Origin of the sequence: Pseudarthrobacter sp. NPDC092439, assembly GCF_044754945.1 — a bacterium.
Classification (GTDB): domain Bacteria; phylum Actinomycetota; class Actinomycetes; order Actinomycetales; family Micrococcaceae; genus Arthrobacter.
Window position 1 is genome coordinate 624705 of record NZ_JBIVQB010000002.1, and the last position, 26067, is coordinate 650771.

Below are 26067 nucleotides of genomic sequence, written 5' to 3' on the forward strand. Positions count from 1 at the left end.
GGCTACTTCTTCGCTTCGTCTTCGTCGATGATCTCGGCGTCAACGATGTCTTCGTCAGCCTTGTCACCGGCGGGGGCACCGTCGGCGCCCGCAGCGCCGGTGGCGCCGTCAGGGGAACCGGCCTGGGCGTAGATGGCCTCGCCGAGCTTGGTCTGGGAAGCCTGCAGCTTCTCGAACGCAGTCTTCACGGCGGCATCGTCGGTGCCTTCGAGTGCCTTCTTGAGCTCGTCGACGTCGGACTGGACCTCGGTCTTGACCTCTTCAGGCAGCTTGTCGGCGTTGTCCGCGATCAGCTTGTCCACGGAGTAGGCCAGCTGCTCGGCGGAGTTGCGGGTGTCGGTTGCCTCGCGGCGGGCCTTGTCCTCGGCTGCGTGCTCCTCGGCGTCACGGACCATGCGGTCGATGTCTTCCTTGGAGAGCGCGGTGCCGCCGGTGATGGTCATGGACTGTTCCTTGCCGGTGCCCTTGTCCTTCGCGGAAACGTGGACGATGCCGTTGGCGTCGATGTCGAAGGTGACCTCGACCTGCGGGACGCCGCGCGGTGCCGGCGCGATGCCGGTCAGCTCGAACGTGCCCAGCGGCTTGTTGTCGCGGGTGAACTCGCGCTCGCCCTGGAAGACCTGGATGGCCACGGACGGCTGGTTGTCGTCCGCCGTGGTGAAGGTCTCGGACCGCTTGGTGGGGATGGCGGTGTTGCGCTCGATCAGGTGCGTCATCACTCCGCCCTTGGTTTCGATGCCGAGGGACAGCGGGGTGACGTCGATCAGCAGGACGTCCTTGCGCTCACCCTTCAGAACACCGGCCTGCAGGGCTGCACCAACGGCGACAACCTCGTCCGGGTTCACGCCCTTGTTCGGCTCCTTGCCGCCGGCCAGTTCCTTGACCAGGTCGTACACGGCGGGCATACGGGTTGAGCCACCCACCAGCACGATGTGGTTGATGTCGGAGAGCTTGATGCCGGCTTCCTTGATGACGTCGTGGAACGGCTTCTTGGTGCGCTCCAGCAGGTCCTTCGTGAGGTCCTGGAACTTGGCGCGGGTCAGCTGCTCGTCCAGGTGGACCGGGCCGTCGGGGGTGACGGAGAGGTACTGAAGCGAGACGTTGGTGCTGGTGGAGGAGGACAGTTCCTTCTTGGCCTGCTCGGCAGCTTCGCGCAGGCGCTGCAGGGCGATCTTGTCCTTGGACAGGTCGATGCCCTTGACCTTCAGCTGGTTCAGCAGGTAGTCAACGACGCGCTGGTCCCAGTCGTCGCCGCCGAGGCGGTTGTCACCGGCCGTGGCGCGGACCTGGATGGTGGAGAAGTTGTCTTCGTCCTTGCCGACTTCCAGCAGGGAGACGTCGAAGGTACCGCCACCGAGGTCGAAGACCAGGATGAGCTCATCTTCCTTGCCCTTGTCCAGGCCGTAGGCGAGAGCTGCTGCCGTGGGCTCGTTGACGATGCGCAGGACGTTCAGGCCCGCGATTTCGCCGGCCTCCTTGGTGGCCTGGCGCTCGGCGTCGTTGAAGTACGCGGGGACGGTGATCACGGCGTCGGTGACCTTTTCACCCAGGTAGGACTCGGCGTCGTTCTTCAGCTTCATGAGGATGCGCGCTGAGATTTCCTGCGGGGTGTACTTCTTGTCATCGATGGCCTTGGTCCAGTCGGTGCCCATGTGGCGCTTGACCGAGGCGATGGTGCGGTCGATGTTGTTGACGGCCTGGCGCTTGGCGATCTCGCCCACCAGGACTTCGCCGGACTTGGAGAACGCAACGACGGACGGCGTGGTGCGGCCACCCTCGGCGTTGGCAATAACGGTGGGCTCGCCACCTTCGAGAACGGAGACGACGGAGTTGGTGGTTCCGAGGTCGATACCTACTGCACGTGACATGTGTTGCTTCCTTCTTTCCTTGGAAACTTGCTGGCGCCCGCTATTGAGCGTTCTGCACTCAACTTTACTCAGGGCGCATGCGATGTCAATACGAAGTTGAGCGAAGCTGACTCAACTTTGCATTTTGCGCCGCATGCTTGCCGGCAATTCCGCACCGTTCAGCGGGTTTCCCGGGCGTCCGCGTACGACGCCGGCACCACGGTTTCGCCGTTGGAGAACGATGGGCGGGGGTTCTGGAGCTCCTCCCGGGCCAGCTTTCCCGGCCACCAGATCTTCGGGCCGATGTCGTAGGCCAGCGCGGGGACCAGCAGGGAGCGCACCAGGACGGTGTCCAGGAGCACGCCGAACGCCACGATGAACGCCAGCTGCACCATGAACATGATGGGGATGACGCCCAGCGCGGCGAACGTTGCCGCGAGGACCACCCCGGCGGAGGTAATCACGCCGCCGGTAACGCCAAGGCCGCGCAGGATTCCGGGGCGGGTGCCGTGCTTCAGGGACTCCTCCCGGACCCGGCTCATCAGGAAGATGTTGTAGTCCACGCCCAGGGCCACCAGGAACACGAAGCCGAACAGCGGCACGGTGGCATCGGCACCGGGGAAGCCCAGGATGTTGTTGAACACGAACGCTGCCACCCCCATGGCCGCCGCGTAGGAGAGCACGACTGAGAGCACCAGGAGGACCGGCGCGATAATCGACCGGAGCAGCAGCATGAGGATGAACAGAATGACCAGCAGGACGATCGGGATGATGATCAGCAGGTCCCGCTGCGCCGTGGTGTTGGTGTCCAGGGCGATCGCCGTCACGCCGCCCACCAGGGCGCCGGAGTCCACCGCTTTCACGTCGGCGCGCAGGGCCTTCACGGACTCCTCGGCCTCGAGCGAATCGGCGGCGGCGTCCAGAGTCGCGTTGATCAGCACCTTTCCGTCCCTGGCCGCCGGGGCGCTGGGGGTTCCGGGAGCTCCGGTGATGGGAACACCACCCTCAGCCAACAGATATGCCTCGCCCACGCCGTCGGCCGCTTTCACCGTTTCCAGCACCTCCGGCGCCTTGCCCTGCTCCGCAACCACGACGGCGGGGCTGCCGCTGCCGGCATCGAAGTGGCGGGCCAGTGCTTCCTGGCCGTCCACAGCACTGGAGGCCGACAGGATGACCTCCGTCTGCGGAACGCCGTTGGCCTTGAGCTGGAGCACCCCGGCGGACGCCACGAGCAGCAGCAGGACCGAGGCGACCCACACGGTGCGCGGCCGGCGCCGGACCAGGGAACCGGTGGCCCGCCACAAACCCTTTTGCCCTTCAAGTCCGGTGACCAGCTCGGGTTCGCGTTCGTCGTCGGGCAATAGCTTGGGACGGAAGGGCCAGAAGGCCGCCCGGCCGGACAGTGCCATCAGGGCGGGAAGCAGGGTCAGCGCGGCGAACAGCGCACAGAGGATGCCGGCCGCGGCCACCGGACCCAGCCCTTTGTTGGAGTTCAGGTCGGAGAACAGCAGGCACAAAAGGGCGATGATCACCGTGGCACCGGAGGCCAGGATCGGCTCGAAGGAAGCCTTCCAGGCGGTGAGCGCGGCAGCCGTCCTGCTGGTGGTGTGCGTGAGCGCTTCGCGGAACCGCGCCACGTAGAGGAGTGCGTAGTCGGTAGCCGCGCCGATCACCAGGATGGAGAGGATGCCCTGGCTTTGCCCGTTGAGCTGGATCCAGCCCGCCTTGGCCATGGCGAACACCAGGAGGATGGCCGCGCAAAGGGCAAACACGGAGGTCAACAGGACCATGACCGGCAGCAGGATGGAGCGGTAGACGACCAGGAGGATGACCAGCACCGCCGCCAGTGCCACCAGCAGCAGGAGTCCGTCGATGCCGGCGAAGGCGCCGGTGAGGTCCGCCGCGAGGCCTGCGGGGCCGGTCACGTAGGACTGCATGCCCTCCGGCGTCCCGGCGGAGGCGGTTTCCCGCAGTTCCTGCACGGCCCCCTCGAGTTCCAGGGATTCGCTGACGGGCACGATGAACTGCACCGCTTCGCCGTCTTCGGAAGGGATGGGTCCGATGACGGAGCTGCCCAGCTCCAGGCCTTCCAACTCCGCCTTCAGGCCGGCAGCCTCACGCAGCTCGGCCGGGGTAAAGGGTTTCGAATTTTCAATCACGATGACGCCCGGAACCTCATCCGCGTCCCGGAACCTGGCCTGCCAGTCCTGGGCCGCGGTTGCTTCGGCACTGGCCGGCAGGAAGGAGGCCTGGTCATTGGAGGAGACCTCCTCCAGCCTGCCGAAGGTGGGGCCGCCGATCCCGGCAAGCGCCAGCCACGTAAGGACCAGGACTGTGGGAACCAGCCACCGCAGCCAGAAGGGTGCCTTAGTGGTTACTTGGCCCGCGTGCTTTGCTCTCATAATGCCTTCCCCGGCGTCGGCGTTTCATCAACAGATTATCTCTACTATAGAGATAAGTGACAGTCTAGATTTCTTTGGCCGCACCGGCTAAGGGGTAGGATCCGTTCGGGCTGTTGGACCGCCCGGAAGATTTCACTACGACTGCAAGAGGAGGCGGGCAATGGCCGGCACCGGACCAGCCGCGGGGCCGCACCCGCTGGTGCGCCTCCTCCAGGAGTTCACATTGGAGGCCAACCGGTACGTGGACACCGCCGGCGCGCGGAAGGACATGCACCGGACGGACCTTAATGCCCTGGCCGTGATCATGCGCCACACCGCCAGGGGTGCCGTAGTCACGCCCGGCGTGCTGCGGAAGGAACTGAATCTCAGCTCCCCCGCAACCACTGCACTGATCGACCGGCTGGACCAGTCCGGGCACGTAGTCCGCGAGCGCGCCAGCACCGACCGCCGCCAGGTTGAACTGAAGATGACCCCCAAGGCGTACCAGGACGGCAGCGTCATCTTCGCCCCGCTCTCGCGCCACATGGGGGAAGCGCTGGCTGCTTTCACGCCGGAGGAACTCGAGGTGGCGACGCGCTTCATGACCGCCATGGTGGAAGCGACGGTGGCCGCGCGGGAGGAGTAGCGTTTGGTTATGAGTGCGCAGCAGCCCGAAGATGATGTCTACACGCACGGCCACCACGAATCCGTGGTCCGCGCCCACGCGGCCCGGACGGCCGAGAACTCCGCCGCCTTCGTGCTCCCCCACCTGCAGCCGGGGACGGACATGCTCGACGTCGGCTGCGGACCAGGGAGCATCACCTGCGACTTCGCCGGGCTGGTGGCCCCGGGAACGGTCACCGGGCTGGACCGGTCGCCGGACATCATCGCGCAGGCCAAGGCACTTGCCGGTGAGCGCGGGATCTCCAACGTCGAGTTCGTCACGGGCAACATCTACGATCTGGAGTTCAACGACGACACGTTCGACGTCGTGCACGCCCACCAGGTCCTGCAGCATCTTACGGACCCGGTGGAAGCCCTGCGTGAAATGCGCCGGGTCGCCAAGCCTGGCGGCATCGTCGCCGTGCGGGACGCCGACTTCCACGGCATGAGCTGGTACCCGGCGATTCCTGAACTCGACGAGTGGATGGAGCTTTACCAGCGGATCGCACGGAGGAACGGAGCAGAGCCCGACGCCGGACGGCGGCTGGTCAGCTGGGCCCAGGCCGCGGGATTCAGCGACGTTGCGCCCACCAGCAGCAACTGGCTTTACGCCACCGGGCAGCAGCGCCGCTGGCAGGCGCGCGTGTGGGGCGAGAGGATCCTGCACTCGGCCTTCGCGGAGCAGGCCCTGGAGTACGGCTTCGCCAACCCCGCGGACCTGGCCAGGATTTCGGCCGGCTGGCACCGTTGGGGCTCCACGGACGACGGCTGGTTCCTCATTCCCAACGGCGAGGTCATTGCCCGGGCGTGAGGGTCCTCGACACCCACGCACAAGTTGGGGCGGCTCCCGGACTTCCCCCTGATGGAGGCCCCCGGCAGGCACCGGATACCGCGGCTGCCAGGGAATACCGCCCCGCCACGCGTACGATTATCAAGTGCAATTCTCCTTGTGGCTCACCCTTGCGGGCGCCGGCGCCCTGATCAGCTTCACGCCCGGAGCAGGGGCTATCAACACCATGAGCAACTCGCTAAATGCCGGCTTCCGCCGTTCCATTTGGGGCATCCTCGGCCAGCAGGCGGCGCTGGTCATCCACGTGGTGATCGTTGCCCTGGGCCTGGGGGTCCTGGTGGCCAGCTCTCCCGTGGCCTTCAACGTAATCCGGTACGCCGGCGCAGCCTACCTGGTCTACCTGGGCGTCCGGCAATTCCTGGCGAAACCCACCGTCGCCCGGGAACAGACCGCCGCACGGCGCAATGAACCCGCCTGGTCCATTTTCCGGCGGGGACTCTGGGTGAACCTGCTGAACCCCAAGGCGATTGTCTTCTTCCTGGCGTTCATGCCTCAGTTCATCCGGGCTGAGCAGCCGCTGCTGCCGCAGTATGCGGTCCTCACGGCCACGGTGGTCGCCATCGACATCCTGGTCATGTGGTTCTTCTTCGCCGCGGCGGCGCGGTCTTTCCAGCGGTTCACGCAAAATGAGCGGGGGCAGCTGGTGCTCAACCGCGTGTTCGGCGTCCTCTTCATCGCAGTGGGGATCCTGCTCGCCTTCATGCATTGAGCATGGGGAACGGTAAGGCGGGCGTCCGGACGCAGCCCAACCATGGGCCCTACCCCGTTTGACCTAAAGTCACTCATCTTTACAAAATCGTCAACCCACATGAATCCCGCGCTAGCCAAGGGCCCGATATGCGCGCATGCTTAGTCTCATGAACTCAGCGTCGAGCCCATACCGCGTCATCGCCGTCTGTACCGGAAATATCTGCCGGTCCCCCATGGTTGAGCTCATGCTCAGGGAGGCATTGAATCGCGAAGGGCTGGACGGAACTGTAATTGTCGACTCCGCCGGCACCACCGGCTACGAGTCCGGACGACCCATTGACCCGCGGGCAGCGCGGCGCCTCGCGGCAACCCAGATCGCCTCGGCCGAGCACGTAGCCAGGGAGTGGGAACCGCGATGGTTCAAGGACCGGGACCTCATCCTCGCCCTGGACATCGACCACTATGCGTGGCTCAGCGAAGCGGCCCCCGACCAGGAGTCGCTGGACAAGATCCGCATGCTGCGGAGCTTCGACCCCGCCATGGAAGGCCTCGACCTGTTGGACCAGGGCATCGAGGACCCTTGGTATGGGGGCCATGCCGACTTCGACGCCGTCTGGCACCAGATCCATGCCGCAGTTCCGGGCCTCGTCGACCATATCCGGAGCGCCGCCCTCCGGGAAACAGCAGCCCTTTCCGGAGCCGGCATCCTATCGGGGTCCGAACTCCAACGGCAGGCGAGGTAACGCCCGACGATTTGTAGTTGAGAATCATTCTCAACTACTCTGTGGTGCATGCACCTCATCGTCGTCAGTTCCCTGGACGCCCTTTGCCGCCAGCAGGCCTGTGAAGACCTGGCCGCAACGCACCCCGAATCCTTGGTGGTGCTGCACGATCTCCTTGAAAACGGGGTTGTCATCCGCCGCGTCTTCGGCGGTGAGGGACTCGTTGAGCGGGAAGAGACCCTGCTCGAGCACGGCTGCCTTAGCTGCGCTGTCCGCCTGGACCTGGTACCCGCCGTCGAACGCCTGTCTGCCGGGACCGCCGGCCCCATCATCATCGGCCTGCCCCCCGCTGTTCCGGCAACGGTGGCCGTCACCGCCCTGAAGCGTGGCCTCGACCGGCCTCCGGGGCCGGGGCAGGTCCACAGCCACGAGAGAATGCTCGCCTGCGCGCCCGACGCCCTGGAGGACCACATCTGGGATTCGCACACCCTCTACGAATCCGGGTTCACGCCGGTGGCGGACGACGAACGCACGCCCGGCGAATTCCTCGTCGGTGAACTCGAGTCCGCCGACACCGTCCTGCTGGCCGAACCGGATATCGTGCCGGCGCATCCAGCGGGCCGCGACCGGGGCCTGCACCTGATCCGCGAGCTCGCGCCGCACACCCGCATAGCCCCGGATCCGGACAAGCCCCCCGCCATGCCATCGCCGTTCACCACAATCCGGCAGTCACTGGAGCGGCCGCTCCATCCGGGCCGGTTCCGCCTCGCCCTGGGCACGCTGGCCGAGGGCTGTTGCGTGCTTCGCGGGCATCTGTGGGTGGCATCGGCGCCGGAGTGCCGGATTGCCATCCAGGGCATTGGCCCGCGCGTGTGGCTGGAAAACGTTGGAACCGTCGTCCCCGACAAGGGCAGGCTCGACGCCGGCACCGTCATCGAAGCAACGGGTGAGGACCTTGATCCGGCGGAGCTCGCGGAACTCCTGCTGCACTGCCAGCTGACGGACGAGGAACTGGCCGCAGGACTGGAGCTGCAGGACCCGTTCGGCCTGGCTGCTGCCGGCTGAACGCCACAAGGAACATAACGCAACAACACCCAACACGAGGAGAAATCATGAAGGTCAGGAATTCACTGCGGGCGCTGAAGAAGATCCCAGGTGCCCAGATCGTCCGCCGGCGCGGGCGCACGTTCGTCATCAACAAGAAGAACCCCCGGATGAAAGCCCGCCAAGGATAGCGGTACGCTCTAATCCATGAGCCCAGCCCCCGTCATCATTGCCATCGACGGGCGTTCGGGCGCAGGGAAGACCACCCTCGCCGTCGAGCTTGCGGCCCGGCTGCGCGCCCATCACAAGGTCTCGCTGTTCCACCTGGAGGACATCTATCCCGGCTGGAACGGCCTGGCCGCCGGCATCGAGCGGTACGTGGCCACCGTGCTCGCGCCGTTGAGCAGGGGCGAGGCCGCTACCTGGACCAGCTGGGACTGGGAGAACCATTACGACGGCGCCGCCCGGGTCACGCTTCCCGCCGAGATCGTCATCGTGGAGGGGGTGGGGGCCGCGTCCGCCGCAGCCCGCCCCTTCCTGGGCGCGGTCATCTGGGCCGATTCACCGGCGGACGTCCGCCGCACCCGCGCCCTGGACCGCGACGGCAGCACGTATGAACCCTTCTGGGACCAGTGGGCGGCCCAGGAGTCTGCGTGGCTGGCCGCCGACCCCGTTCCGGACCATGCCGACCTACAGGTCCGGAACCTGGCGGACGGCAAGGCTCCCGCCGACGTACTGCACCTCCTCCCGCACCTTCCGGCGCTGTCCGCCGTGCTCGCACCCGAAGTGGCGGCCCGCCAGGCCTACACCCTCCGGACTGAACGGCTCGAGTTCCGGCCGGACGCGCCCGCCCTGTTCCACGCCCTGTATGGCGGCTCGCCAAGGGCCGTATGGCTGGACAGCTCGCAGAACTCCCCCCGGCACGGACAAGTCCCCGCCGAAGGCAAGGGGGAGTCCGCTGCCAGAGGGGGAGAAGAGCACTCCAACGGGCGCAGCCGCTTCAGCATCATGGCGGACGACGGCGGTGCGTCCGGCCAGTCGGTCACCCACAGTTCCGGGGTCGCCCGGCTAAGTGCCGGTTCCGTCACAGCCCGCGTGGCCGGCCCGTTCTTCCGCTGGCTCCACACGGTCTGGGGCGCCGGCCCGGTGACGGTTCCCCGGGAATATCCGTGCGGGTTCACTCTGGGCTGGCTAGGCTATCTGGGATATGAGCTGAAACGGGAAACCGGCGGCGCTGACGTGGACTCGCCCACCCCGGACGCGGCCCTGATCTTCGCCGGACGGGCAGTGGTCCTGGACCATGAAGAGGGCACTGTCTGGCTGCTCGCGCTGGACGAGCCTGGGGCTGACGCCTGGTTCGCCGAGGCCAGGGCTGCCGTGGAAGCTGCCGCAGCACACGGCGGCCGGCCTCCGGAAGCCGGCGCCGGCACCGCCGTCGTCCGTCCTGCCCCCGTATTCCACAGCCGTGACAGCGGCGCTGAATACCGGCGGAAGATCGCGGCGGCGCAGGAGCAGATCGCGGAGGGCAACTCCTACGAGGTTTGCCTGACCACCACGCTGGCCGCCACGGTAGCGGCGGACGAATTCGACGCCTGGGCAACCTACCTGGCCCTCCGCCGGCGGAATCCGGCCCCCTTCGCCAGTTACCTGCGGCTGGGAAGCGTGACCGTTGCCAGCACATCACCCGAGCGGTTCCTGAAGATCGCGGCCAACGGCGGGATGCGGGCCGAGCCGATCAAGGGCACCCGCCGCCGGGCCGCCGCCCCGGCCGAGGACGCCCTGCTGCGCAACGATCTGGCGTCGTCGTTGAAGGACCGGGCGGAGAACATCATGATCGTTGACCTGCTGCGCAACGACCTTAGCCACTTTGCAGTGCCGGGGACCGTGACGGTGAGCCGGCTGTGCGCGATCGAAAGCTACGCCACCGTGCACCAAATGGTCAGCACCATCGACGCCCGGCTGATGCCCGGGGCGTCGCGGGCCGAGGCCGTGGCCGCCTGCTTCCCTGCCGGTTCCATGACCGGGGCGCCCAAGATCAGCACCATGGCGATCCTGGACGGCCTGGAGGATGGCCCGCGCGGAATATATTCAGGCGCGATCGGCTACTTTTCGTTGAACGGCGCCACGGACCTCGCCGTCGCCATTCGCACCCTGGTGGTCACCCACCGGGATGAGGGCCGGGCTGCCGAACTGTCCCTCGGCGTCGGCGGCGCCATCACGGCCGATTCCATTCCCGACGAGGAATACGACGAAATCCGCACCAAGGCCTACGGGGTCCTCTCCACCCTGGGCTCGGTCTTCCCGGGAGCCTGACGCGGGCCCGCCGCCTACTGGACCGTTGCGGTGAGGCGGGCCACGTTGTCTACGTACCGTGCCGCCAGGGGCCGGTTGAGCCAGTCGGCCAGCTTGAGTTCGTGCGAGATGTCCCGGTACGTATCCTCCACGGCCCGCATTTCATTGACGATCTTCTCCCCCAGCAGCATCACCGAGACCTCAAGGTTCAGCGAGAAGGAACGCATGTCCATGTTGCTGGATCCGAGAACTGCCACCTCGTCGTCGATGGTGAAATGCTTGGCGTGCAGCACGAACGGCGCCTTGTAGAGGTAAATCCGGACGCCCGCCTCCAGCAGCGCTTCGTAGTATGAGCGCTGGGCGTGGTGCACCAGGAACTGGTCGCCCTTTTCGGAGACGAACAGCTCAACGTCCACACCCCGCTGGGCAGCGGTGGTAATGGCGTAAAGCAGGGAGTCGTCCGGCACGAAGTACGGGCTGCAGATGGAAATCCTGTGCTGGGCGGAATAAATCAAGGTGTTGAAGAGGCGCAGGTTGTTTTCCGTGATGAATCCGGGACCGCTGGGAACCACCTGGGCTGTGACGTGACCGGGCTCGGGATTCGCAGGAAGCTGCAGCTGATGCTCGAGGGACTCGTCTGTCTCGCTCAGCCAGTCCGTTGCGAACACGACGTTGAGGGTGGTGACGATGGGTCCGCGCAGGCACGCCATCAGCTCAACCCATTCGCGCCCGGCCTTCCGGTGCCGCGGGTTGTTGTACGAGGGCTCGATCAGGTTCTGGGACCCCGTGAAGGCTATCTCTCCGTCCACCACCATGATCTTGCGGTGGTTCCTTAGGTCCGGCCGGCGCCACTGGCCATGGATCGGCAGCAGGGGAAGCATCCGTTTCCACTGGATCTTGCCGGCCCGCAGCCTCTTGAGGAGTTTGCGGTAGCCCTTCACGCGCAGGGTGCCGATGTGGTCAAACAGCACCCGGACTTCCACGCCGCGCTCGGCAGCTTCCTCCAGTGCCGTGAGGAGCTCGTTGGTCACGTGGTCCGTGCTCATGATGTAGAACTCCGCGTTGACGAATGTCTTCGCCTTGCGCACGGCCTCGGTCATGGCCAGGATTGAGTCCGGGTAGCCCGGGATCAGGTCCACGGAGTTCCCGTCCACCATGGGAAGCGAGCCCAGCCGGCGGTTGAGCTCGGCGGCTGATTTCACCCATTCGGGGCCCGGGTAATCGCTCTCCGCGTCTGCGAGCGCGGAAATTCCCGCCCGGACCCTGTCATTGACCTGCTGTTGCTGCTGCCGGCGGCGGCTTGAGAGCCGGAAATTGCCGAACAGCAGGAACAGGACGAGGCCCACGAACGGCACGAAGAAGATGCCCAGCAGCCAGGCCATGGCCGTGGTGGGACGCCGGTTGCCGGGGATGATTCCCACGGCGAGTACCCTGATCAGCAGGTCGGCGGCGGCAAGGATCACCACAACCCACATCGGCGCGGTGCCGGAAAGCGAAAACGGCCACAACAAGCGAACAACCCCCGGGGACACGAGCTCCCGGCGGACTGCTTCCTGCCGGGGCGCTGCGCCCAGCTTATCCGGGCGGCGCCGCACTAAGCTGGAGCCATGACCTCTCCAGTTCCCGTGGTTCTCGTCTTCCTTGACCCTTCCTTCCCGAACGGCCGGCTGGCCGACGCTGCGAAGCCGCAACTGATGGTCACCGACCAAGGTGCCACCCGCGGCGACGGCATCTTCGAGACCATGCTGGCTGTGGACGGTTCAGTCCGGAAAATGCAGGCGCACCTGAACCGGCTGGGCGGCTCCGCGGCCGCCCTGGACCTTGTCATCCCGGACCAGGCTGCGTGGCGGAGAGCAATCGACACGGCCCTTTCGGAGCACCTGGGGCAGTACCCCGCCACAGACGCAGCGGGGGACGAACGGGTGGTGAAGCTGGTGGTCACCCGCGGCGTGGAAGGCAGCGACACCCCCACGGCCTGGGTCCAGGTCTCCGCCGCCGGCAGCGTGGGCCGCCGCCAGCGCGAGACCGGCCTTGACGTGATCCTCCTGGACCGGGGCTACGACAGCGAGGTGGGCGAGCGTGCCCCGTGGCTGCTCCTTGGTGCCAAAACCCTCTCCTATGCAGTCAATATGGCCGCCCTCCGGTATGCACGCACGCAGGGCGCGGACGATGTCATCTTCGTCTCCTCCGATGGTCGCGTGCTGGAGGGCCCGACGTCCACGGTGCTTTTGGCGCATGTGGAAAAGTCCGACGACGGCACGCAGGTCAAGCGGCTGGTGACCCCGCAGCTGGACAGCGGCATTCTCGCCGGCACCTCACAGGGCGCCCTCTTCGGCGCCGCCAGGGCTGCGGGCTGGGAGCTGGGCTATGGCCCGCTGGAGCCCCGGGACCTCTTGGATGCGGACGCGGTATGGCTGATCTCCAGCGTGCGGCTCCTGGCGCCGGTCAACAGGATCGACGGAAAGGAAATCGGTACCCCCGCCCTCCAGAAAGAACTGACGGCGGAGCTGAGCACCCTGTTTGCGGGGATTGATTAGAAACCCGTTCCGGGCAGGGCCAGGTGCCCGTATGGTGGGACCATGAACGCTGACGCGCCCCGGACCGACCAGCTGACGTTCGACGAGTGCTGGGACCTCCTGGCCAATGACACCGTGGGCCGGATCGCCATTGTGGTGGACGGCCATCCGGAGATCTTTCCCGTGAACTACGTGCTCCACCGCCGGACCATCGTGTTCCGGACCGCCGGCGGCACTAAGCTCTGGAGCGCCATGACGGAGCGTCCCGCCGCCCTGGAGATCGACGGCTACGACCCGCAGTCAGAGACGGCGTGGAGCGTGGTGGCCCGGGGTGAGACTGCGCTGATGCAGGATCAGGTGGAAAAGGACGCGGTGGACGCCGAACGGCTGGAGCCGTGGCAGCCGGGCGAGAAGGACCACTACGTCCAGCTCACCGCCCGCGCCCTTACGGGCCGGCGCTTCAAAGTCACCCGTCCGGACGTCTGGAACACCCGGGCGTCGGACCCCCGCAGGGCCTCGTTCGAATAACCGGCGTCCACAAACTCAGGAAGCGGGAACCGCGCCCTCCTCCTGCCGGGACAGGTGTGCTTCAAGCCCCGACAGCAGGATGGTCAGGCCCTGGTCAAGCTCCGCGGCGCCGTCGTAGTCCGCCAGTGCCGGCGCCAGTGCGCGCAGACGGGGAAACTCCTTGGCCGGCAGCCGGTGCAGCCCCAGCCTCAGTAGGACTTCATTCTCCTCCGGGTCCACCACGAACTCCTGCAGTTCGTTCAGGATGTGGCCGTACAGGAAGCCGTAGTAGGCGCGGTAGACGTGGAGGGCGTCGTCCGGCGCGAACCCGGCTCCCACCAGCAGGGAGAGGATCTGCTCAAGCGGGCGCAGGGTTCCCAGCGGCCGCAGGCCCAGCGGTGTGGACAGCGGCCTGGTCACCAGGAGCGGGACCACGTTGGGATGCTGCAGCGCCAAGGCCCGCAAACCATGCGCGATATGCCGCAGTTGAGCCTTCCAGTCCGGATCCTCGGGATGGATCGAGAGCTCGTTCAATACAAGCTCCGAGACACCGTCAAGCAGGGCCGCCCGATTTTCAGCGTGGCGGTACAGGCTCATGGGGTCACGGTCCAGGGCCTGGCCCAGGCGCCGCATGGTGAGGGCCTCGAGGCCTTCCGAATCTACAATTTCCAGCGCCCTGCTGAGGACCAGTTCTCTTGTCAGTGGTGCTTTGCCGGTGCGCGTCCGCGCGACCGGGCTTTTGGGGGATGCCATCGGCTGTTCCGTCCAATTGGTTCGGCTGGGCGCCGCTGGGTTAATAGTCCAGACGCTTGCCTATTTAGTTGGTCTACAGGTAAAGTCTACATCGTAGACAAGCGAACTATCGCTTAGCGGTCCATCTTTTTCGCGGTGGCGCCGCCCAACACTCCCACGCACTTGTGCATGGCATGGGAGTTCGCCGCTGTAGCCGAACGGCGGCGCCGAGCACTTAGCGATGGGAAGCCGTCATGGCACATTCGCAGTTCGACCTCTTCCTCCGGGAAGCCACCCACCTTGACCCCGCATCAGAGTCCGCCCTGGACTGTGACCGTCTCTACGGGCTGTACACCAGCTGGTGCTTTATCAACCAGAAGGCGCCCCGGCCGGAGGCCACCTTTTGGGCCGCCATGAAGCAGCGCATTAATCCAGACCAGCCTGGCCTGAGCATGAAGGGTCCCGCCGCAGCGGATTACATCCTGGCGAGCTCCCCGGGCCTGGTCTAAGGGAGGCCGGCCCGGCAGGACCTGGTCTAGGAGTGGCCCGGCCCTTCCTGCCGGGCCCCTGCACCGCCGGCCAGGCTTCCGCGGCGTGCCGGCGTGCGGCGCCGCTTCAGTACCAGCGCTCCGTTGACCAGCGCCCAATATCCGACGCCGGCAGCCAGGGACGCCACAACGGCAATGCCCGGGTGCAGGGCAACGAAGTGGGGAAAGACCAGCCAATGGGTGAGGTAGATGTACAGTGAGGCGCTGGCCAAGAGTACTGTCACCTTCTGCAGGCCCTTCGGGACCGGCAGTGTCCGCACCCAGATGAGCACCAGGATTCCGGCAAGGAGCGTGCCCTCACGCAGCAGGTCGTTGAAGAAAAATCCCGGAACGCACAGCAGCGCAATGGCTGAGGCCAGCAGGCAGTGCCGGGCCGTCCGCGCCCGGGCGACGGTCCACCCCAGTGCAAACAGCCACAGCGCCGGTCCGGTGTTCGGCACGCCCAGGTCAACGATTTCAAACCTGCCCAGCAGCCCCACTGCTGTCAGGCCAAGCGGGAATGCCAGCGGGAACCGCCGTTCCAGGCGGCTCACAGCGGGGACGGCCAGCAGCGCAGTCATGCAGACAAGCAGGTACGTCAGCACCTCCACAAACCAGAAGTGCCACTCGGTGGTCACCTCCTGCGGCCCGATCAGTGCGTTGAGCAGGAGGATATTCGCCACGCTGTAGTGGTCGGTGACCACATAGGCGAAGGCGATGAACGCCATGCTGGGTACCACGATCCGGGCCAGGCTCGCGGTCTGCCGGCGGAGCCGCCGGGCCCGCTCGCCCCCGAGCTGGAAACGTGCAAAGTTGTAGCCCGCCACGGCCAGAAGCACATGGGCCGTGCCCTCCCAGTGGAACAGTCCGATGTGGGTGCTGATGATGAGGATGATGGCCACCGCGCGCAGCACGATGCTGGACTCGATGCGTGCGGTCAGCTTCCTGCGCCTTCTGGCAGGCGCTGACACTTGTTCCAGCTCGGCGACAGTCCTGAGGTGCCAGTCTGACGGAAGGATGCCCAGCGCCTTTTCCAGCCGCACAGAGGTTGCCACGTAGGACAGGGAATCACCGCCCAGGGAGACAAAAGTGCTGTCCCCGTCCACAGTGTCGAGTTCCAGCTGCTCGGCCATGATCCTGCGCACATCCTGCGGACCCTCCGCTTTGGCGGGACGCTCCTCCTTTGCCGGGATCGGGGCGGCAAGGGCAAGCACAGCCTGGTAGTCCGGCTTGCCGCTTGCCAGCCGCGGCAGTTCCTCGACGGAGAACATCTGTATGGCCACGCGCGGAATGCCCAGGCTTCCGGCGAGCAGTTTCCGCAGCAGATCCGGGTCGTGGCTGCCTTGCAGTGCCACCACCAGGTGTCCGTCGGTGCCGGCGCTCGTGGCCTGCACGCCCAGCTCCGCCAGGATCTGTTCCACCCGGCCGAGGTCGATCCGCAGGCCGGCGATCTTGAGGAACCGGCTGCGCCGCCCCGTTACTTCGTAAAGTCCATCCGGGTGCCGTCGGCCCAGGTCGCCGGTGCGCAGTTCGGTGATCGTCCGCCCTTCGGCCAGGTCCGCGGACGACTCGGCATATCCCAGCATCACGTTGGGGCCGGTGTAGACGAGTTCCCCGTCCTCGAGCCCGTCCACGGGATCGATGCGGAAGCTTCCGCCGGGAATCGGCACTCCGATGCGCGCCGGGCTTTTCGCCGCGAGCTCCGGGGGCAGATAGGCCATCCGTGCGGTTGCTTCTGTCTGGCCGTACATGACGAAAAGCTCCCAGCCCCGTTCCTGGCCGAGCCCGGCGTAGCGCTGCACCAGCTCAGGGGAAAGCCTTCCGCCGGCCTGGGTGACGTAGCGGAGATGCGGAAGGTCCAGGTCCTGGAACCCGATCCGCTCCAGGAGCTCGAACGTGTACGGTACGGCAGCGAACGCCGTGGCTTCGGCACGGCGGAAAAGTTCCCAGAAGCACGGATCCACCACGGAAAGATCGGTCAGCGCCAGGGAAGCACCAACCGCCAGGTGGCTGTTGATCACCGAGAGGCCATAGCAGTAGGACATGGGCAGCGTGGTCGCGGCACGGTCGTCGGAGCTGAGCCGGAGGTATTCGCTGATGGCCTCGGCATTTGCCTGGACGTTGCGGTGCGAGAGCCGGACCAGCTTGGGAGAGCCGGTGGACCCGGAAGTGCTCAGCATCAGGGCAAGGTCCGGGTGGAGCACGTGCCGGGTCTCCGGACGGACCTCCGCGATGCGCGGCGCCCCGTCGCCGGCGCCGTCGACCATGATCACGTCCGGGTCGAATGCTGTCCTGATGGATTCCACGGCTGCCGGATTGTCGCCGGGCACCAGCACCAAGGGGTGCCCGGCGGACAGCGCGGCCAGGTACGCCACCAGGGAATCGATGCCGTTGGTTGCCGCCAGCAGCACCAGCCGCCGTGCCGATCCAAGCCGTTCCGCCGCCTCGTGCACCCGCACCGCCAGCTGCGTGTAGCTGAGCGTGTCCGGCCCGGCGACCACCGCGGGGCGGTCCCCGAACCGGGCAAGTTGCGCCGCAAATGGCACGGCGGGCGCCGCCGTCTCAAGGAGCCTGCTGGGTGGTGCGATGGTCACGGAAATTACCTCAAGGTTGTGGCGGGGGAAGGCGCCGCCAGGCGTTGCGTGGAGCGCGCTGAGCCGGCCGGCGGGCCGGTGACCGCGTGGTCGCCAACCAGAAGGGTCGGCGTCGTTCCCGCAGTGACGGAAACGTGGACCCGGGTGCCCGGGGCGTGGCGCACCTGGTGCGGCTGCCAGGAGCGGAGGGTGCGGCCGGAGGCCAGGCGGACGTGGTGGAGGACAAACGCCCCCCGGTACTCCAGCGATACCACCTCGGCGGTACCGGCCGGATCCAGGCCCAGCGCCACCTCGTGGGGACGGAGCACCACGTCGACGTCCACATCGCACCCGCCCCAGCCGGGAACCGTCGACACGACCCCGATCTCGCATGTCAGCAGCGCATTGTGGACATGCGCGGGAAGGAAGTCGGCGTCGCCCATGAACGAGGCCACGAAGCGCGTCGCCGGCTGTTCAAAGACCTTCTCCGGGATGTCGCTTTGTTCGATGGCACCCGCGCGCATCACCACCACGCGCTGCCCCACGGAGAGCGCCTCGGTCTGGTCGTGCGTGACGAACAGGCCCGTGGTTCCGCTTTCCTGCAGCGCGGCAACGATGTCCGCACGCACCCGGCCGCGGAGGGTTTCGTCCAGGCTGGAGAACGGTTCATCCAAAAGGACGACGGCGGGGCGGGGCGCCAGTGCACGCGCCAGCGCCACACGCTGTTGCTCTCCGCCGGAGAGCTCGTGGGGGTAGCGGCTGGCCAGGTGCCCGAGCCGGACGATTTCCAGGACCTCGGCAACCCTTTTCCGGCGCTCCGTGGCCGGCAGCCGGTTCAGCCCGAAGGCGACGTTCCTGGCCACGGTCATGTTGGGGAAGAGCGCGTGTTCCTGGAACACAAGGCCTACGCGGCGGCGCTCCGGCTCCAGGAACCGGCGCCGGTCAGCGACCGTCTCGCCGGCAATGGTGATGGTTCCTGCGTCGGGCCGCTCCAGCCCGGCGATAAGGCGAAGCATCGTCGATTTGCCGCACCCTGAAGGTCCGATGACGGTGACCAGTTCGCCGGGCGCCACCGTGAGGTCGATGGATGCCGCCGCTGCGACCTTGCCGTAGCTCATGCTGACGCCCGCAAGCTCCAGGGAGGGCGTTCCGTGGGTCGGGGAACTGCTCATGGTGCCACCGTCCGGTCGCGGAGGCCGGCTGTGCGCCGGAAAAGGAAGTACACCGGAATAATGGCGACTGCGACGATCCCCAGCGCAGGCAGCGCCGCCTTTTCCCAAAAGTTCTCGCGGGCAAGCTCATATACCCAGACCGAAACGGTGGTGAATCCGAATGGACGCAGGAGCAGGACTATTGGCAGCTCCTTGACCGCATCGATGGCTACGAGAGCTGCGGCCACGGCCGCTCCGCGTCGGGCCAGCGGCAGGTGCACCCGCGCCAGGAGCCGCCCCGGCGAGGCGCCGAGGCTCAATGCGGACGCCGTCAGCGCGGGTGAGATCTTGGCAAAGCTTGCGTCCACGGCCTGGTAGGCGGGTCCCAGGAAGCGCACCACGTAGGCGGCGAGGATGCCGGCCACCGAGCCGGTCACCAGGAGTCCGGTACCGCCCGGCACACCGGCACCTTCCAGGAACCCGTCGAGGTTGGCGAAGGCAATGAGCACGCCGATGCCGATCACGGCGCCAGGAACGGCGTAGCCGAATGTGGTGGCCTGCGCGGCAGAGACCACCACCGGCCCGCCGCCCAGGCGCACGCTGTGGCCGATCGCGAGGGCAAGTGCAGCGCATGTCAGGGCGGCGATCCCCGCGACCACCACGCTGTTCAGCAGGTAGCCCGGGAAGCGGGGGTCAAGCACCGGTCCCGTGGCGGGCACGGCCTCGCCAACAGCCCAGGCGGCCAGCCTGGCAAGCGGGAGAAGGAAACCTGCGGAGAGCACAGCCAGGCCGGCGAACATCGCGGCCCAGCCGGCCCAGCCGGACAGTTTCTGCGGCTGCAGCCCTTCTCCCCGGCCGGCTTTCTGATGGAACCGGGACCGCCCGCGGAACAGGCGCTCTGCGGCGAGCACGGCAACCGCAAAGAGGAGGACCAGGACGGAGAGCTGCGTGGCCGCGTGGAAATCGAAGCTCCCCTTCCACACGAGGTACACCCCGACGGACACCGTTTGGACGTTGAAGTACTGGACGGTGGCAAAGTCCGTGAGGGTCTCCATCATCACCAGGGCCAGGGCCGCGGCCAGGGACGGCCGGGCGAGAGGCGCCAGGACGCGCCACAGCGTCCGGCCACGACTGGCGCCCAGGGTGCGGGCGGCGTCATACGTCGCAGCGCCCTGCTCGCTGAACGCCGTCCTGGCCAGGAGGTAGACGTACGGGTACAGGGTCAGCGACATGACCAGGACCGCTCCGGGCAGGGAGCGCACCTCAGGGAGCCAGGCCCCCGGCCCGAAGATGGAGCGCAGCATGGCCTGTACCGGGCCGCCGACGTCGAAGGTGGACAGGAAGACGAAGCCCAGTATGTAGGCGGGCATGGCAAGGGGCAGCACCAGCGCCCACGAAAGGACGTTGCGGAGCGGAAAGGTGTAGGCGGTGACCAGCCAGGCGAGTCCGCCGCCCACCAGCAGCGTTCCGGCACCGACGCCGGCCATCAGCAGCACGGTGGTGAGCACCATTGCACCGAGGTCGCGGGGCACGGTGCCGCTGCCCAGCGTACCCAGTCCGTCCACCAGGACGGCAACAACAGGCGTAGCCACCAGGACGGCCACAAGCAGGACCAGCGCAGACCAGAGCGGCCGCCCGTTTCCTGCCAGCATCCGCCGCCGGGCCGGCGCTGCGGATGCGGTCAGGACAGCCGGTCCACTCACTTATATCCTGCCTCGGCAAGCAGCTCGGTAGCCTCCGCGTTCAGGTCGCCGTAGGCTTCGGCGTTCAGCGGCATGCGCTTGAAGTCTCCGAAGCCGGCGATCAGCGGCTCGGGCTTGGCAGACGGATTGACCGGGAACTCGTGGTTTGCGTCCACGAAGGCGTTCTGTCCCTTTGTGGCCAGCCATTCGATGAGCTGCTGGGCCTCGGCCGCGTTGTCGGAGTTTGCGGCCACGCCCGCGCCTGAGATGTTCACGTGCGTACCGGCACCGCCCTGGCTGGCCCAGAACAGGTCAACGCCGAAATCCGGGTCCGACTCCAGCTTGCGCGCCAGGTAGTAGTGGTTGTTGATGCCCACGTCGCAGGCGCCGGCGTCAATCGCCTCGAGCAGCAGGACGTCATTGCTCATGATGTCCACGTCGTTTGCAACCCAGCCCTTGACGATCCCAAGGGCCTTCTCCTTACCGTGGAGGCCGATCAGACCGGCCACCAATGACTGGGTGTAGGAAGAGGTCGCGTCGCGCATGCAGAGGCGGCCCTTCCACTTGGGGTCCGCAAGGCCCGCGTACGTGTCCTTGGCGTCAAATTCAGCTGGATCCACCTTGTCCGGGTTATAGGTAATGGTGCGGGCACGCATCGCCAGCCCGAACCACTTCCCGTCGGGGTCACGCAGGTCCGACGGGACCGCCTGTTCGAGGGCAGCGGAATTAACGCTTGCCAGCACATCCTGCCGCCCAGCGTTCCAGAGGTTGCCCGCGTCGACCGTCATGAAGATGTCGGCGGGGGTGTCTTTTCCTTCTGCCTTGAGCCGCTCCAGGAGCTCCGCGTCATCGCCGGTGATGAATTCGACGGAGATGCCGGTTTCCTTGGTGAACTCGCCGAAGGCACCTTCAAGGTCGTAGTGCCGGGCCGAATAGATCTGCAGGTCCGCCGGCGCCTTGCCGATCCCCAGCACGCCGCAGCCGCTCAAGGCGAGGGCGGACACCGCGAAGGCGGCGCAGGCAGCGAGAAGCTTGGGTCGATGCATGAGGAGGCACTCCTGGAAGAAACGGCCGGGGCCGCGCGAAACTGACACAAAAGGAAGGTTAGCGTTACCTTACCAGAGGCCGCGGCGGCAGAAGTATATGGGATACGTCACGCCAGCGCCGCCGCCACGCCGTACGCACGCCATCGCCGGTGGGCGCCCCTGAACGCGCTCAGTTCGATTACGGAACATGACGACGACGGCGGTGCGGGCATGGGCGCCGGATGTTACGTTTTGGGAGAGTAATGAGAATCGGCGCCAAGCCCTGACTGGCCGGTCGGCAACCCTCCCTTTCGCGGCGGGGTGCCTCAGGTGAATACTCGGCATATCGACCCATTCGAGCTGCAAGCGTGAGAGAAGGAGTTCTGTCGTGTCTGACGCATCCGCCCCTGAAGAAAAGTTGTCTTACCGCCTGATCACGGGCCCTGATGACCGCGCCTTCTGTGAGCGCATTTCCGCCGCCCTGGCCGAGGGCTACGTCCTGCACGGCAGCCCCGCGGCCACGTTCAACGGCACCGGAGTCATCGTGGCGCAGGCCCTTATCCTGCCGGCCGCCATCGCATCTGCCGATGCGGCCGTTGCCACCGCAGTCGAGGACCTGGAATCGCCGGACCTCGAGTTCGACGGCGAGGGCCACGCGTGAGCTACGCGGGCGACCTCACCCCGCAGGAGGCCTGGGCCAAGCTGGAGCAGGGCGCCATCCTGGTGGATGTGCGCACGGAGGGCGAATGGGCGCATATCGGCATCCCTGACACCAACGCCACGGACAACGACCCGCTCTTTATCCAGTGGACTTTTCCCGGCGGAATCCCCAACCCTGACTTCATCAAGGACCTCCGGAGCCAGGCACCAGAGGATTCCAACGCGGAACTGCTGTTCCTGTGCCGCTCCGGCCAGCGCTCAATCTCCGCCGCCATCGCTGCCACGCAGGCCGGCTTCACGTCGTACAACATCCTTGAGGGCTTCGAGGGCGTCCCGGACCGGCACGGTGAGCGGACGGTTAATGGCTGGAAGAACAGCGGACTGCCCACCAACCTGGGGATCGCCGAGTGACGTTCAACCCCGATGCCGCCGCCTGGAATCCAGATACCCAGGCGGTCCGCGGCGGCCTTGACCGCACCAACTTCCAGGAAACGTCCGAAGCTGTCTTCCTGAACTCCGGCTTTGTCTACGAGTCGGCTGCCGCCGCGGAGCGGGCGTTCACAGGCGAAGACGAGCGGTTCGTGTATTCCCGCTACGGCAACCCGTCCGTGGCCACCTTCCAGGAACGGCTGCGCCTACTGGAAGGCACCGAGGCGTGCTTTGCGACGGCGTCCGGCATGTCCGCGGTGTTCACAGCCCTCGGCGCCCTACTGGCGGCCGGGGACCGCGTGGTGGCTGCCCGCTCGCTGTTCGGGTCCTGCTTCGTCATCCTCAACGAAATCCTGCCGCGCTGGGGTGTGGAGACCGTGTTCGTGGACGGCCCGGACCTGGACCAGTGGCGCGACGCCCTGTCCCGGCCCACCACCGCCGTCTTCTTCGAATCCCCCTCCAATCCGATGCAGGAAATAGTGGACATCGCGGCGGTCAGTGAACTGGCGCATGCTGCGGGGGCGGCCGTCGTCGTCGACAATGTCTTTGCCACTCCCCTGCTGCAGCGGTGCGGCGACCTGGGCGCCGACGTCATTGTCTACTCGGGTACCAAGCACATCGACGGGCAGGGCCGGGTGCTGGGCGGAGCGATCCTGGGAACCCGGGAGTTCATCGACGGCCCGGTGAAGCAGCTGATGCGGCACACCGGTCCGGCGCTGTCCGCGTTCAACGCCTGGGTGCTGACCAAAGGCCTGGAAACCATGGCGCTCCGTGTCAACCACTCTTCCTCCACAGCCCTGCGCCTGGCCGAATGGCTGGAGGAACAGCCTGCTGTCCGGTGGGTGAAGTATCCGCTGCTGGCGTCCCATCCGCAGTACGACCTGGCAGCCAGGCAGATGCGTGCCGGGGGAACGGTGCTGACGTTTGAGCTGGCGGCGGCCGACGGCCGGACCGGCAAGGACGCGGCTTTCGCCCTGCTGGACGGGCTGCGCATCATCGACATTTCCAACAACCTGGGCGATGCGAAGTCGCTCATCACGCATCCTGCCACCACCACGCACCGGGCGATGGGGCCGGAAGGGCGGGCGGCGATCGGGCTGAGCGACGGCGTTGTCCGGCTGTCAGTTGGCCTCGAGGATCCGGACGATCTCGTCAGCGACCTTGAACAGGCCCTGAAGCAAATCTGAGGCAGTCCCGGCCCTGGGAAGGCTCCGCCGCCCGGGCGTACTGGGCACGCAGCCAGTCCTCGACCGCGGCGCCGGGAAGGGGCCGGCACCAGTGGTAGCCCTGGCCGAGCCCCGCGTTAAGTCCTGCCACCTCGCTCGCCTGCCTATCCGTTTCCACGCCTTCGGCCACGACCACCAGGTCGAGCGCCGCTGCCATGGAAATGATGGCGGCCACCAGGCCGCGTTCCCGCGCGGAGCCCTCCCGCCCCAGCGGGCTGATGAAAGACCGGTCGATTTTTATGACGTTGGCCGGTATCCGGCTGAGGTAGCTGAGTGCGGAATATCCGGTTCCGAAATCGTCCACGGCGATGCCCACACCCAGTTTCCGGAGCCGTTCCAGGACCTGGATGGAGCCGTCGAGGTCACCCACCAGTCCGGATTCGGTGATTTCAAGCACCACGGCGTCCGGCTGGATCCCGGCCCGGGCTATTGCGTCCTGGACCTCATCGAAGATTGAGGGGTCCTGCAGCTGCCTGGCGGAGATATTCACCCCTATGGCGAGGTCGCCGGCCCCAAGGAGCCGCTGCCGCCAGACTTGGGCCTGCTGCAGGGCCTCCCGCAGCACCCAGGCGCCGATTCGAAGAATCAGCCCCGATTTTTCCGCGATGGGGATGAATTCCCCGGCGGTCACCATCCCCACGCCGGGCCGGTTCCAGCGCACCACGGCTTCAAGGCCGATCGGCCTGCAGTCCTCCAGGTCAAGGATCGGCTGGTAGTGCAGTTCCAGTTCGTCCCGTTCTATTGCCCGGGAAAGCTGCGACTCGATGTTGATGACCTCAAGGGCCCTGTGCTGCATCTTCTCGTCAAAAAGGAACGCGGCCCCTTTCCCGTCGGCTTTCGAGTGGTACATGGCAGCGTCGGAGCGGTGCAGGAGGGAGGCCGCCGTATCCCCCGGCTCCGAGAGGACGACGCCGATGCTCACGGAGACAAACAGCTCATTTCCCTGGATATTGAAGGGGTCCTGGACAGCTGTCGCTATCCGGTCCGCTATCTTCCTGGCATTTTCCTCATCCGTATCGCTGCAGACGACCACAAATTCGTCCCCGGCGAACCGCGAGGCGGCGTCCTGGGCGCGGATGACTCCCGAAAGCCGTGCGCCGAACTGGGCGAGCAGGCTGTCACCTGCAGCATGGCCCATTCCATCGTTGATGAGCTTGAACCGGTCCAGGTCCAGGAAAAAGACCGCCACGGCGCTTCCGGTCCTGTCCGCGTCGGCAAGGACCTGATCAAGGTGCGCAAGCAGCCTGCTTCGGTTGGCCAGGCCGGTCAACGGATCGATGAAGGCCAGCCGTTCGAGCTCCGCCTCGCTGCGTTTCTGTGCACTGACATCCATCATCGACCCCACGAAGCGGATGGCCTGCCCGGGCTGGCTCCGGACCACATGGCCCCTGGCGAAGACGTCCATGTAGCTGCCGTCCTGCCGGCGGAAGCGGTACTCCCTGCTCCACATTTCCCCGTCAGAGCCAAAGAGGCTGGCCAGGGAATCCAGGAGGGGCTCCTTGTCCTCCGGATGAAGCCTGGATTCCCACCATTCCCCGGCGTGAACGAATGTCTGGCCGACGATCCCGAACATGGACCGGACCGCGCCGTGCCACACGGTCCTCCCGGTCTGCAGGTCAGTGTCCCAGAGGACCTCCTGGGTGGCGCGCATGGCCAGGCGGTACCGCTCTTCGCTCCTCCTTAGCGCCTCCTGGGCCCTGCTGCGCTCGGTGACGTCGCGGGTGATGCCGCGAAAGCCGACCGGTTCTCCGTTCCTGTCCTGGATCAATGAGGCCGAGGTGGAGACAACACGCTGTTCACCGTCTTTCCGGGTCAACGTCCACTCGAAGCCCGGATCCGGAGTTTCGCCGGCACGTATCATCCTGAAATACCGGGCTATCCTGGCGGCTTCGGCAGGCCCGGAAAAGTCCTTGTTGGTCAGCGTCAGGGCCTCCTCGCGGGAGCAGCCGAAGAGTACGCAGAGTGCGTTGTTGGCAAAGGTCAGGTTGCCGGCCAGGTCGGTCTCGAAATACCCTTCGGCGATCTCTTCCAGGATCTTGCGGTAGTATCGTTCACTTTCCCTCAGGGCTACTTCCGCCTGGCGGCGCTCTCCGATGTTCTCTGCAACCCCGTACACGCCCACCACGGCCCCGGCAATGATGATCGGCATGTTCGTCACTGCGATATCAACGCGGTGGCCGTCCCTGTGCAGGTGGGTGGACTCGTAGTGCTGGGGTTCCCCGGCGGCTGCCCGCTTGAACGCGGCGGCAGTCCGGGCGATCTTCTCCGGGACAACAAGCTGGTGGAACTGCAACTTCAGCAGCTCCGCCTCGGTGTAACCCGTCAGTTGTTCGCACGCAGGGTTGGCCGAGAGGAACCTGCCTGACAGGTCGAATGAGTAGACGGCGTGGGGATTGTGTTGGAAGAGGGATTTATAGCGTTCCCGGGCCTCATCCAGGGCACGCTCGACTGAAGCCCTCCGGCCAACTTTCCCCCTGAACCGCCACCTGCTGATCCTGCGAACCGCGAGCACCCCCCAAGCATTTGAACCCCAGCCTACGGCACGACAGG

General features: G+C 66.4%; 22 protein-coding genes and 1 riboswitch. Of the genes, 13 read left to right on the top strand and 9 right to left on the bottom strand.

Features of this window, described 5'->3' with window-relative positions; translation table 11 throughout:
• Positions 1–2 precede the first annotated feature (2 nt).
• Both dnaK and ACIQCM_RS07760 read right to left on the bottom strand, forming a co-directional pair.
• Positions 3–1868 carry a molecular chaperone DnaK gene (dnaK, locus tag ACIQCM_RS07755; RefSeq protein WP_400605318.1) on the bottom strand — a complete coding sequence of 622 codons (1866 nt, stop codon included), beginning with the start codon at positions 1866–1868 and terminating at the stop codon, positions 3–5.
• A gap of 158 nt (positions 1869–2026) precedes the next feature.
• Positions 2027–4249 (bottom strand): MMPL family transporter, encoded by a 2223-nt coding sequence (locus ACIQCM_RS07760; protein ID WP_400605319.1) that lies wholly within the window; start codon positions 4247–4249, stop codon positions 2027–2029.
• Positions 4250–4409: 160 nt separating this feature from the next.
• On the opposite strand from ACIQCM_RS07760, the gene ACIQCM_RS07765 reads away from it, so the two are divergent.
• From ACIQCM_RS07765 to ACIQCM_RS07795, 7 genes are all read left to right on the top strand, one after another.
• Positions 4410–4874: a MarR family winged helix-turn-helix transcriptional regulator gene (locus tag ACIQCM_RS07765; protein ID WP_400605321.1), complete on the top strand. Its 465-nt coding sequence runs from the start codon at positions 4410–4412 to the stop codon at positions 4872–4874.
• Positions 4875–4883: 9 nt separating this feature from the next.
• Positions 4884–5702: a methyltransferase domain-containing protein gene (locus ACIQCM_RS07770; RefSeq protein WP_400605323.1), complete on the top strand. Its 819-nt coding sequence runs from the start codon at positions 4884–4886 to the stop codon at positions 5700–5702.
• Between the two features lie 124 nt (positions 5703–5826).
• Positions 5827–6450, top strand: a complete 624-nt coding sequence (locus tag ACIQCM_RS07775; RefSeq protein ID WP_400605325.1) for a LysE family transporter — start codon at positions 5827–5829, stop codon at positions 6448–6450.
• Between the two features lie 148 nt (positions 6451–6598).
• The gene (locus tag ACIQCM_RS07780) at positions 6599–7174 is read left to right on the top strand and encodes a low molecular weight protein-tyrosine-phosphatase (RefSeq protein WP_400605326.1); all 576 of its coding nucleotides are present in this window, start codon (positions 6599–6601) and stop codon (positions 7172–7174) included.
• Positions 7175–7222: 48 nt separating this feature from the next.
• Positions 7223–8218 (top strand): GTP-binding protein, encoded by a 996-nt coding sequence (locus tag ACIQCM_RS07785; RefSeq protein WP_400605328.1) that lies wholly within the window; start codon positions 7223–7225, stop codon positions 8216–8218.
• Between the two features lie 47 nt (positions 8219–8265).
• Positions 8266–8388: a type B 50S ribosomal protein L36 gene (gene ykgO, locus ACIQCM_RS07790; protein WP_011693081.1), complete on the top strand. Its 123-nt coding sequence runs from the start codon at positions 8266–8268 to the stop codon at positions 8386–8388.
• A gap of 16 nt (positions 8389–8404) precedes the next feature.
• Positions 8405–10510, top strand: a complete 2106-nt coding sequence (locus ACIQCM_RS07795; RefSeq protein WP_400605330.1) for a chorismate-binding protein — start codon at positions 8405–8407, stop codon at positions 10508–10510.
• A gap of 14 nt (positions 10511–10524) precedes the next feature.
• On the opposite strand, the gene cls is transcribed toward ACIQCM_RS07795, so the two are convergent.
• The gene (gene cls / locus ACIQCM_RS07800; protein WP_400605471.1) at positions 10525–11964 is read right to left on the bottom strand and encodes a cardiolipin synthase; all 1440 of its coding nucleotides are present in this window, start codon (positions 11962–11964) and stop codon (positions 10525–10527) included.
• A gap of 132 nt (positions 11965–12096) precedes the next feature.
• Between cls and ACIQCM_RS07805 the strand changes: the two genes are divergently transcribed.
• The gene (locus tag ACIQCM_RS07805; RefSeq protein WP_400605331.1) at positions 12097–13026 is read left to right on the top strand and encodes an aminodeoxychorismate lyase; all 930 of its coding nucleotides are present in this window, start codon (positions 12097–12099) and stop codon (positions 13024–13026) included.
• Between the two features lie 42 nt (positions 13027–13068).
• Entirely contained in the window at positions 13069–13533 is a 465-nt protein-coding gene (locus ACIQCM_RS07810) for a pyridoxamine 5'-phosphate oxidase family protein (RefSeq protein ID WP_400605332.1), read from the top strand.
• Positions 13534–13548: 15 nt separating this feature from the next.
• On the opposite strand, the gene ACIQCM_RS07815 is transcribed toward ACIQCM_RS07810, so the two are convergent.
• Positions 13549–14265, bottom strand: a complete 717-nt coding sequence (locus ACIQCM_RS07815; RefSeq protein ID WP_400605334.1) for a TetR/AcrR family transcriptional regulator C-terminal domain-containing protein — start codon at positions 14263–14265, stop codon at positions 13549–13551.
• A gap of 233 nt (positions 14266–14498) precedes the next feature.
• Between ACIQCM_RS07815 and ACIQCM_RS07820 the strand changes: the two genes are divergently transcribed.
• The gene (locus ACIQCM_RS07820) at positions 14499–14753 is read left to right on the top strand and encodes a hypothetical protein (RefSeq protein ID WP_400605336.1); all 255 of its coding nucleotides are present in this window, start codon (positions 14499–14501) and stop codon (positions 14751–14753) included.
• A gap of 26 nt (positions 14754–14779) precedes the next feature.
• Here ACIQCM_RS07820 and ACIQCM_RS07825 read toward each other — a convergent pair whose 3' ends face one another.
• From ACIQCM_RS07825 to ACIQCM_RS07840, 4 genes are read right to left on the bottom strand one after another with little or no spacing between them, the layout of a single operon-like run.
• Entirely contained in the window at positions 14780–17365 is a 2586-nt protein-coding gene (locus ACIQCM_RS07825; RefSeq protein WP_400605338.1) for an AMP-binding protein, read from the bottom strand.
• Positions 17366–17370: 5 nt separating this feature from the next.
• Entirely contained in the window at positions 17371–18516 is a 1146-nt protein-coding gene (locus ACIQCM_RS07830) for an ABC transporter ATP-binding protein (RefSeq protein WP_400605340.1), read from the bottom strand.
• Positions 18513–20198 (bottom strand): ABC transporter permease, encoded by a 1686-nt coding sequence (locus ACIQCM_RS07835; RefSeq protein WP_400605342.1) that lies wholly within the window; start codon positions 20196–20198, stop codon positions 18513–18515. Before ACIQCM_RS07835 ends, ACIQCM_RS07830 begins: the two co-directional genes overlap by 4 nt.
• The gene (locus tag ACIQCM_RS07840; RefSeq protein WP_400605344.1) at positions 20195–21223 is read right to left on the bottom strand and encodes an extracellular solute-binding protein; all 1029 of its coding nucleotides are present in this window, start codon (positions 21221–21223) and stop codon (positions 20195–20197) included. Before ACIQCM_RS07840 ends, ACIQCM_RS07835 begins: the two co-directional genes overlap by 4 nt.
• Positions 21224–21461: 238 nt before the next feature.
• Positions 21462–21577, top strand: a riboswitch (SAM riboswitch).
• Positions 21578–21590: 13 nt separating this feature from the next.
• On the opposite strand from ACIQCM_RS07840, the gene ACIQCM_RS07845 reads away from it, so the two are divergent.
• Genes ACIQCM_RS07845 through ACIQCM_RS07855 form a run of 3 tightly spaced genes read left to right on the top strand, consistent with a single transcriptional unit; the run spans position 21591 to position 23478 of the window.
• Positions 21591–21863, top strand: a complete 273-nt coding sequence (locus tag ACIQCM_RS07845) for a DUF1737 domain-containing protein (protein WP_400605346.1) — start codon at positions 21591–21593, stop codon at positions 21861–21863.
• The gene (locus tag ACIQCM_RS07850; RefSeq protein ID WP_400605348.1) at positions 21860–22273 is read left to right on the top strand and encodes a rhodanese-like domain-containing protein; all 414 of its coding nucleotides are present in this window, start codon (positions 21860–21862) and stop codon (positions 22271–22273) included. Before ACIQCM_RS07845 ends, ACIQCM_RS07850 begins: the two co-directional genes overlap by 4 nt.
• Complete coding sequence (locus ACIQCM_RS07855) at positions 22270–23478, top strand: O-succinylhomoserine sulfhydrylase (protein ID WP_400605350.1); 1209 nt, start codon at positions 22270–22272, stop codon at positions 23476–23478. Before ACIQCM_RS07850 ends, ACIQCM_RS07855 begins: the two co-directional genes overlap by 4 nt.
• Here the strand turns inward: ACIQCM_RS07855 and ACIQCM_RS07860 are convergent.
• Entirely contained in the window at positions 23444–26029 is a 2586-nt protein-coding gene (locus ACIQCM_RS07860; RefSeq protein WP_400605352.1) for an EAL domain-containing protein, read from the bottom strand. The genes ACIQCM_RS07855 and ACIQCM_RS07860 overlap by 35 nt on opposite strands.
• Positions 26030–26067: the final 38 nt, after the last annotated feature.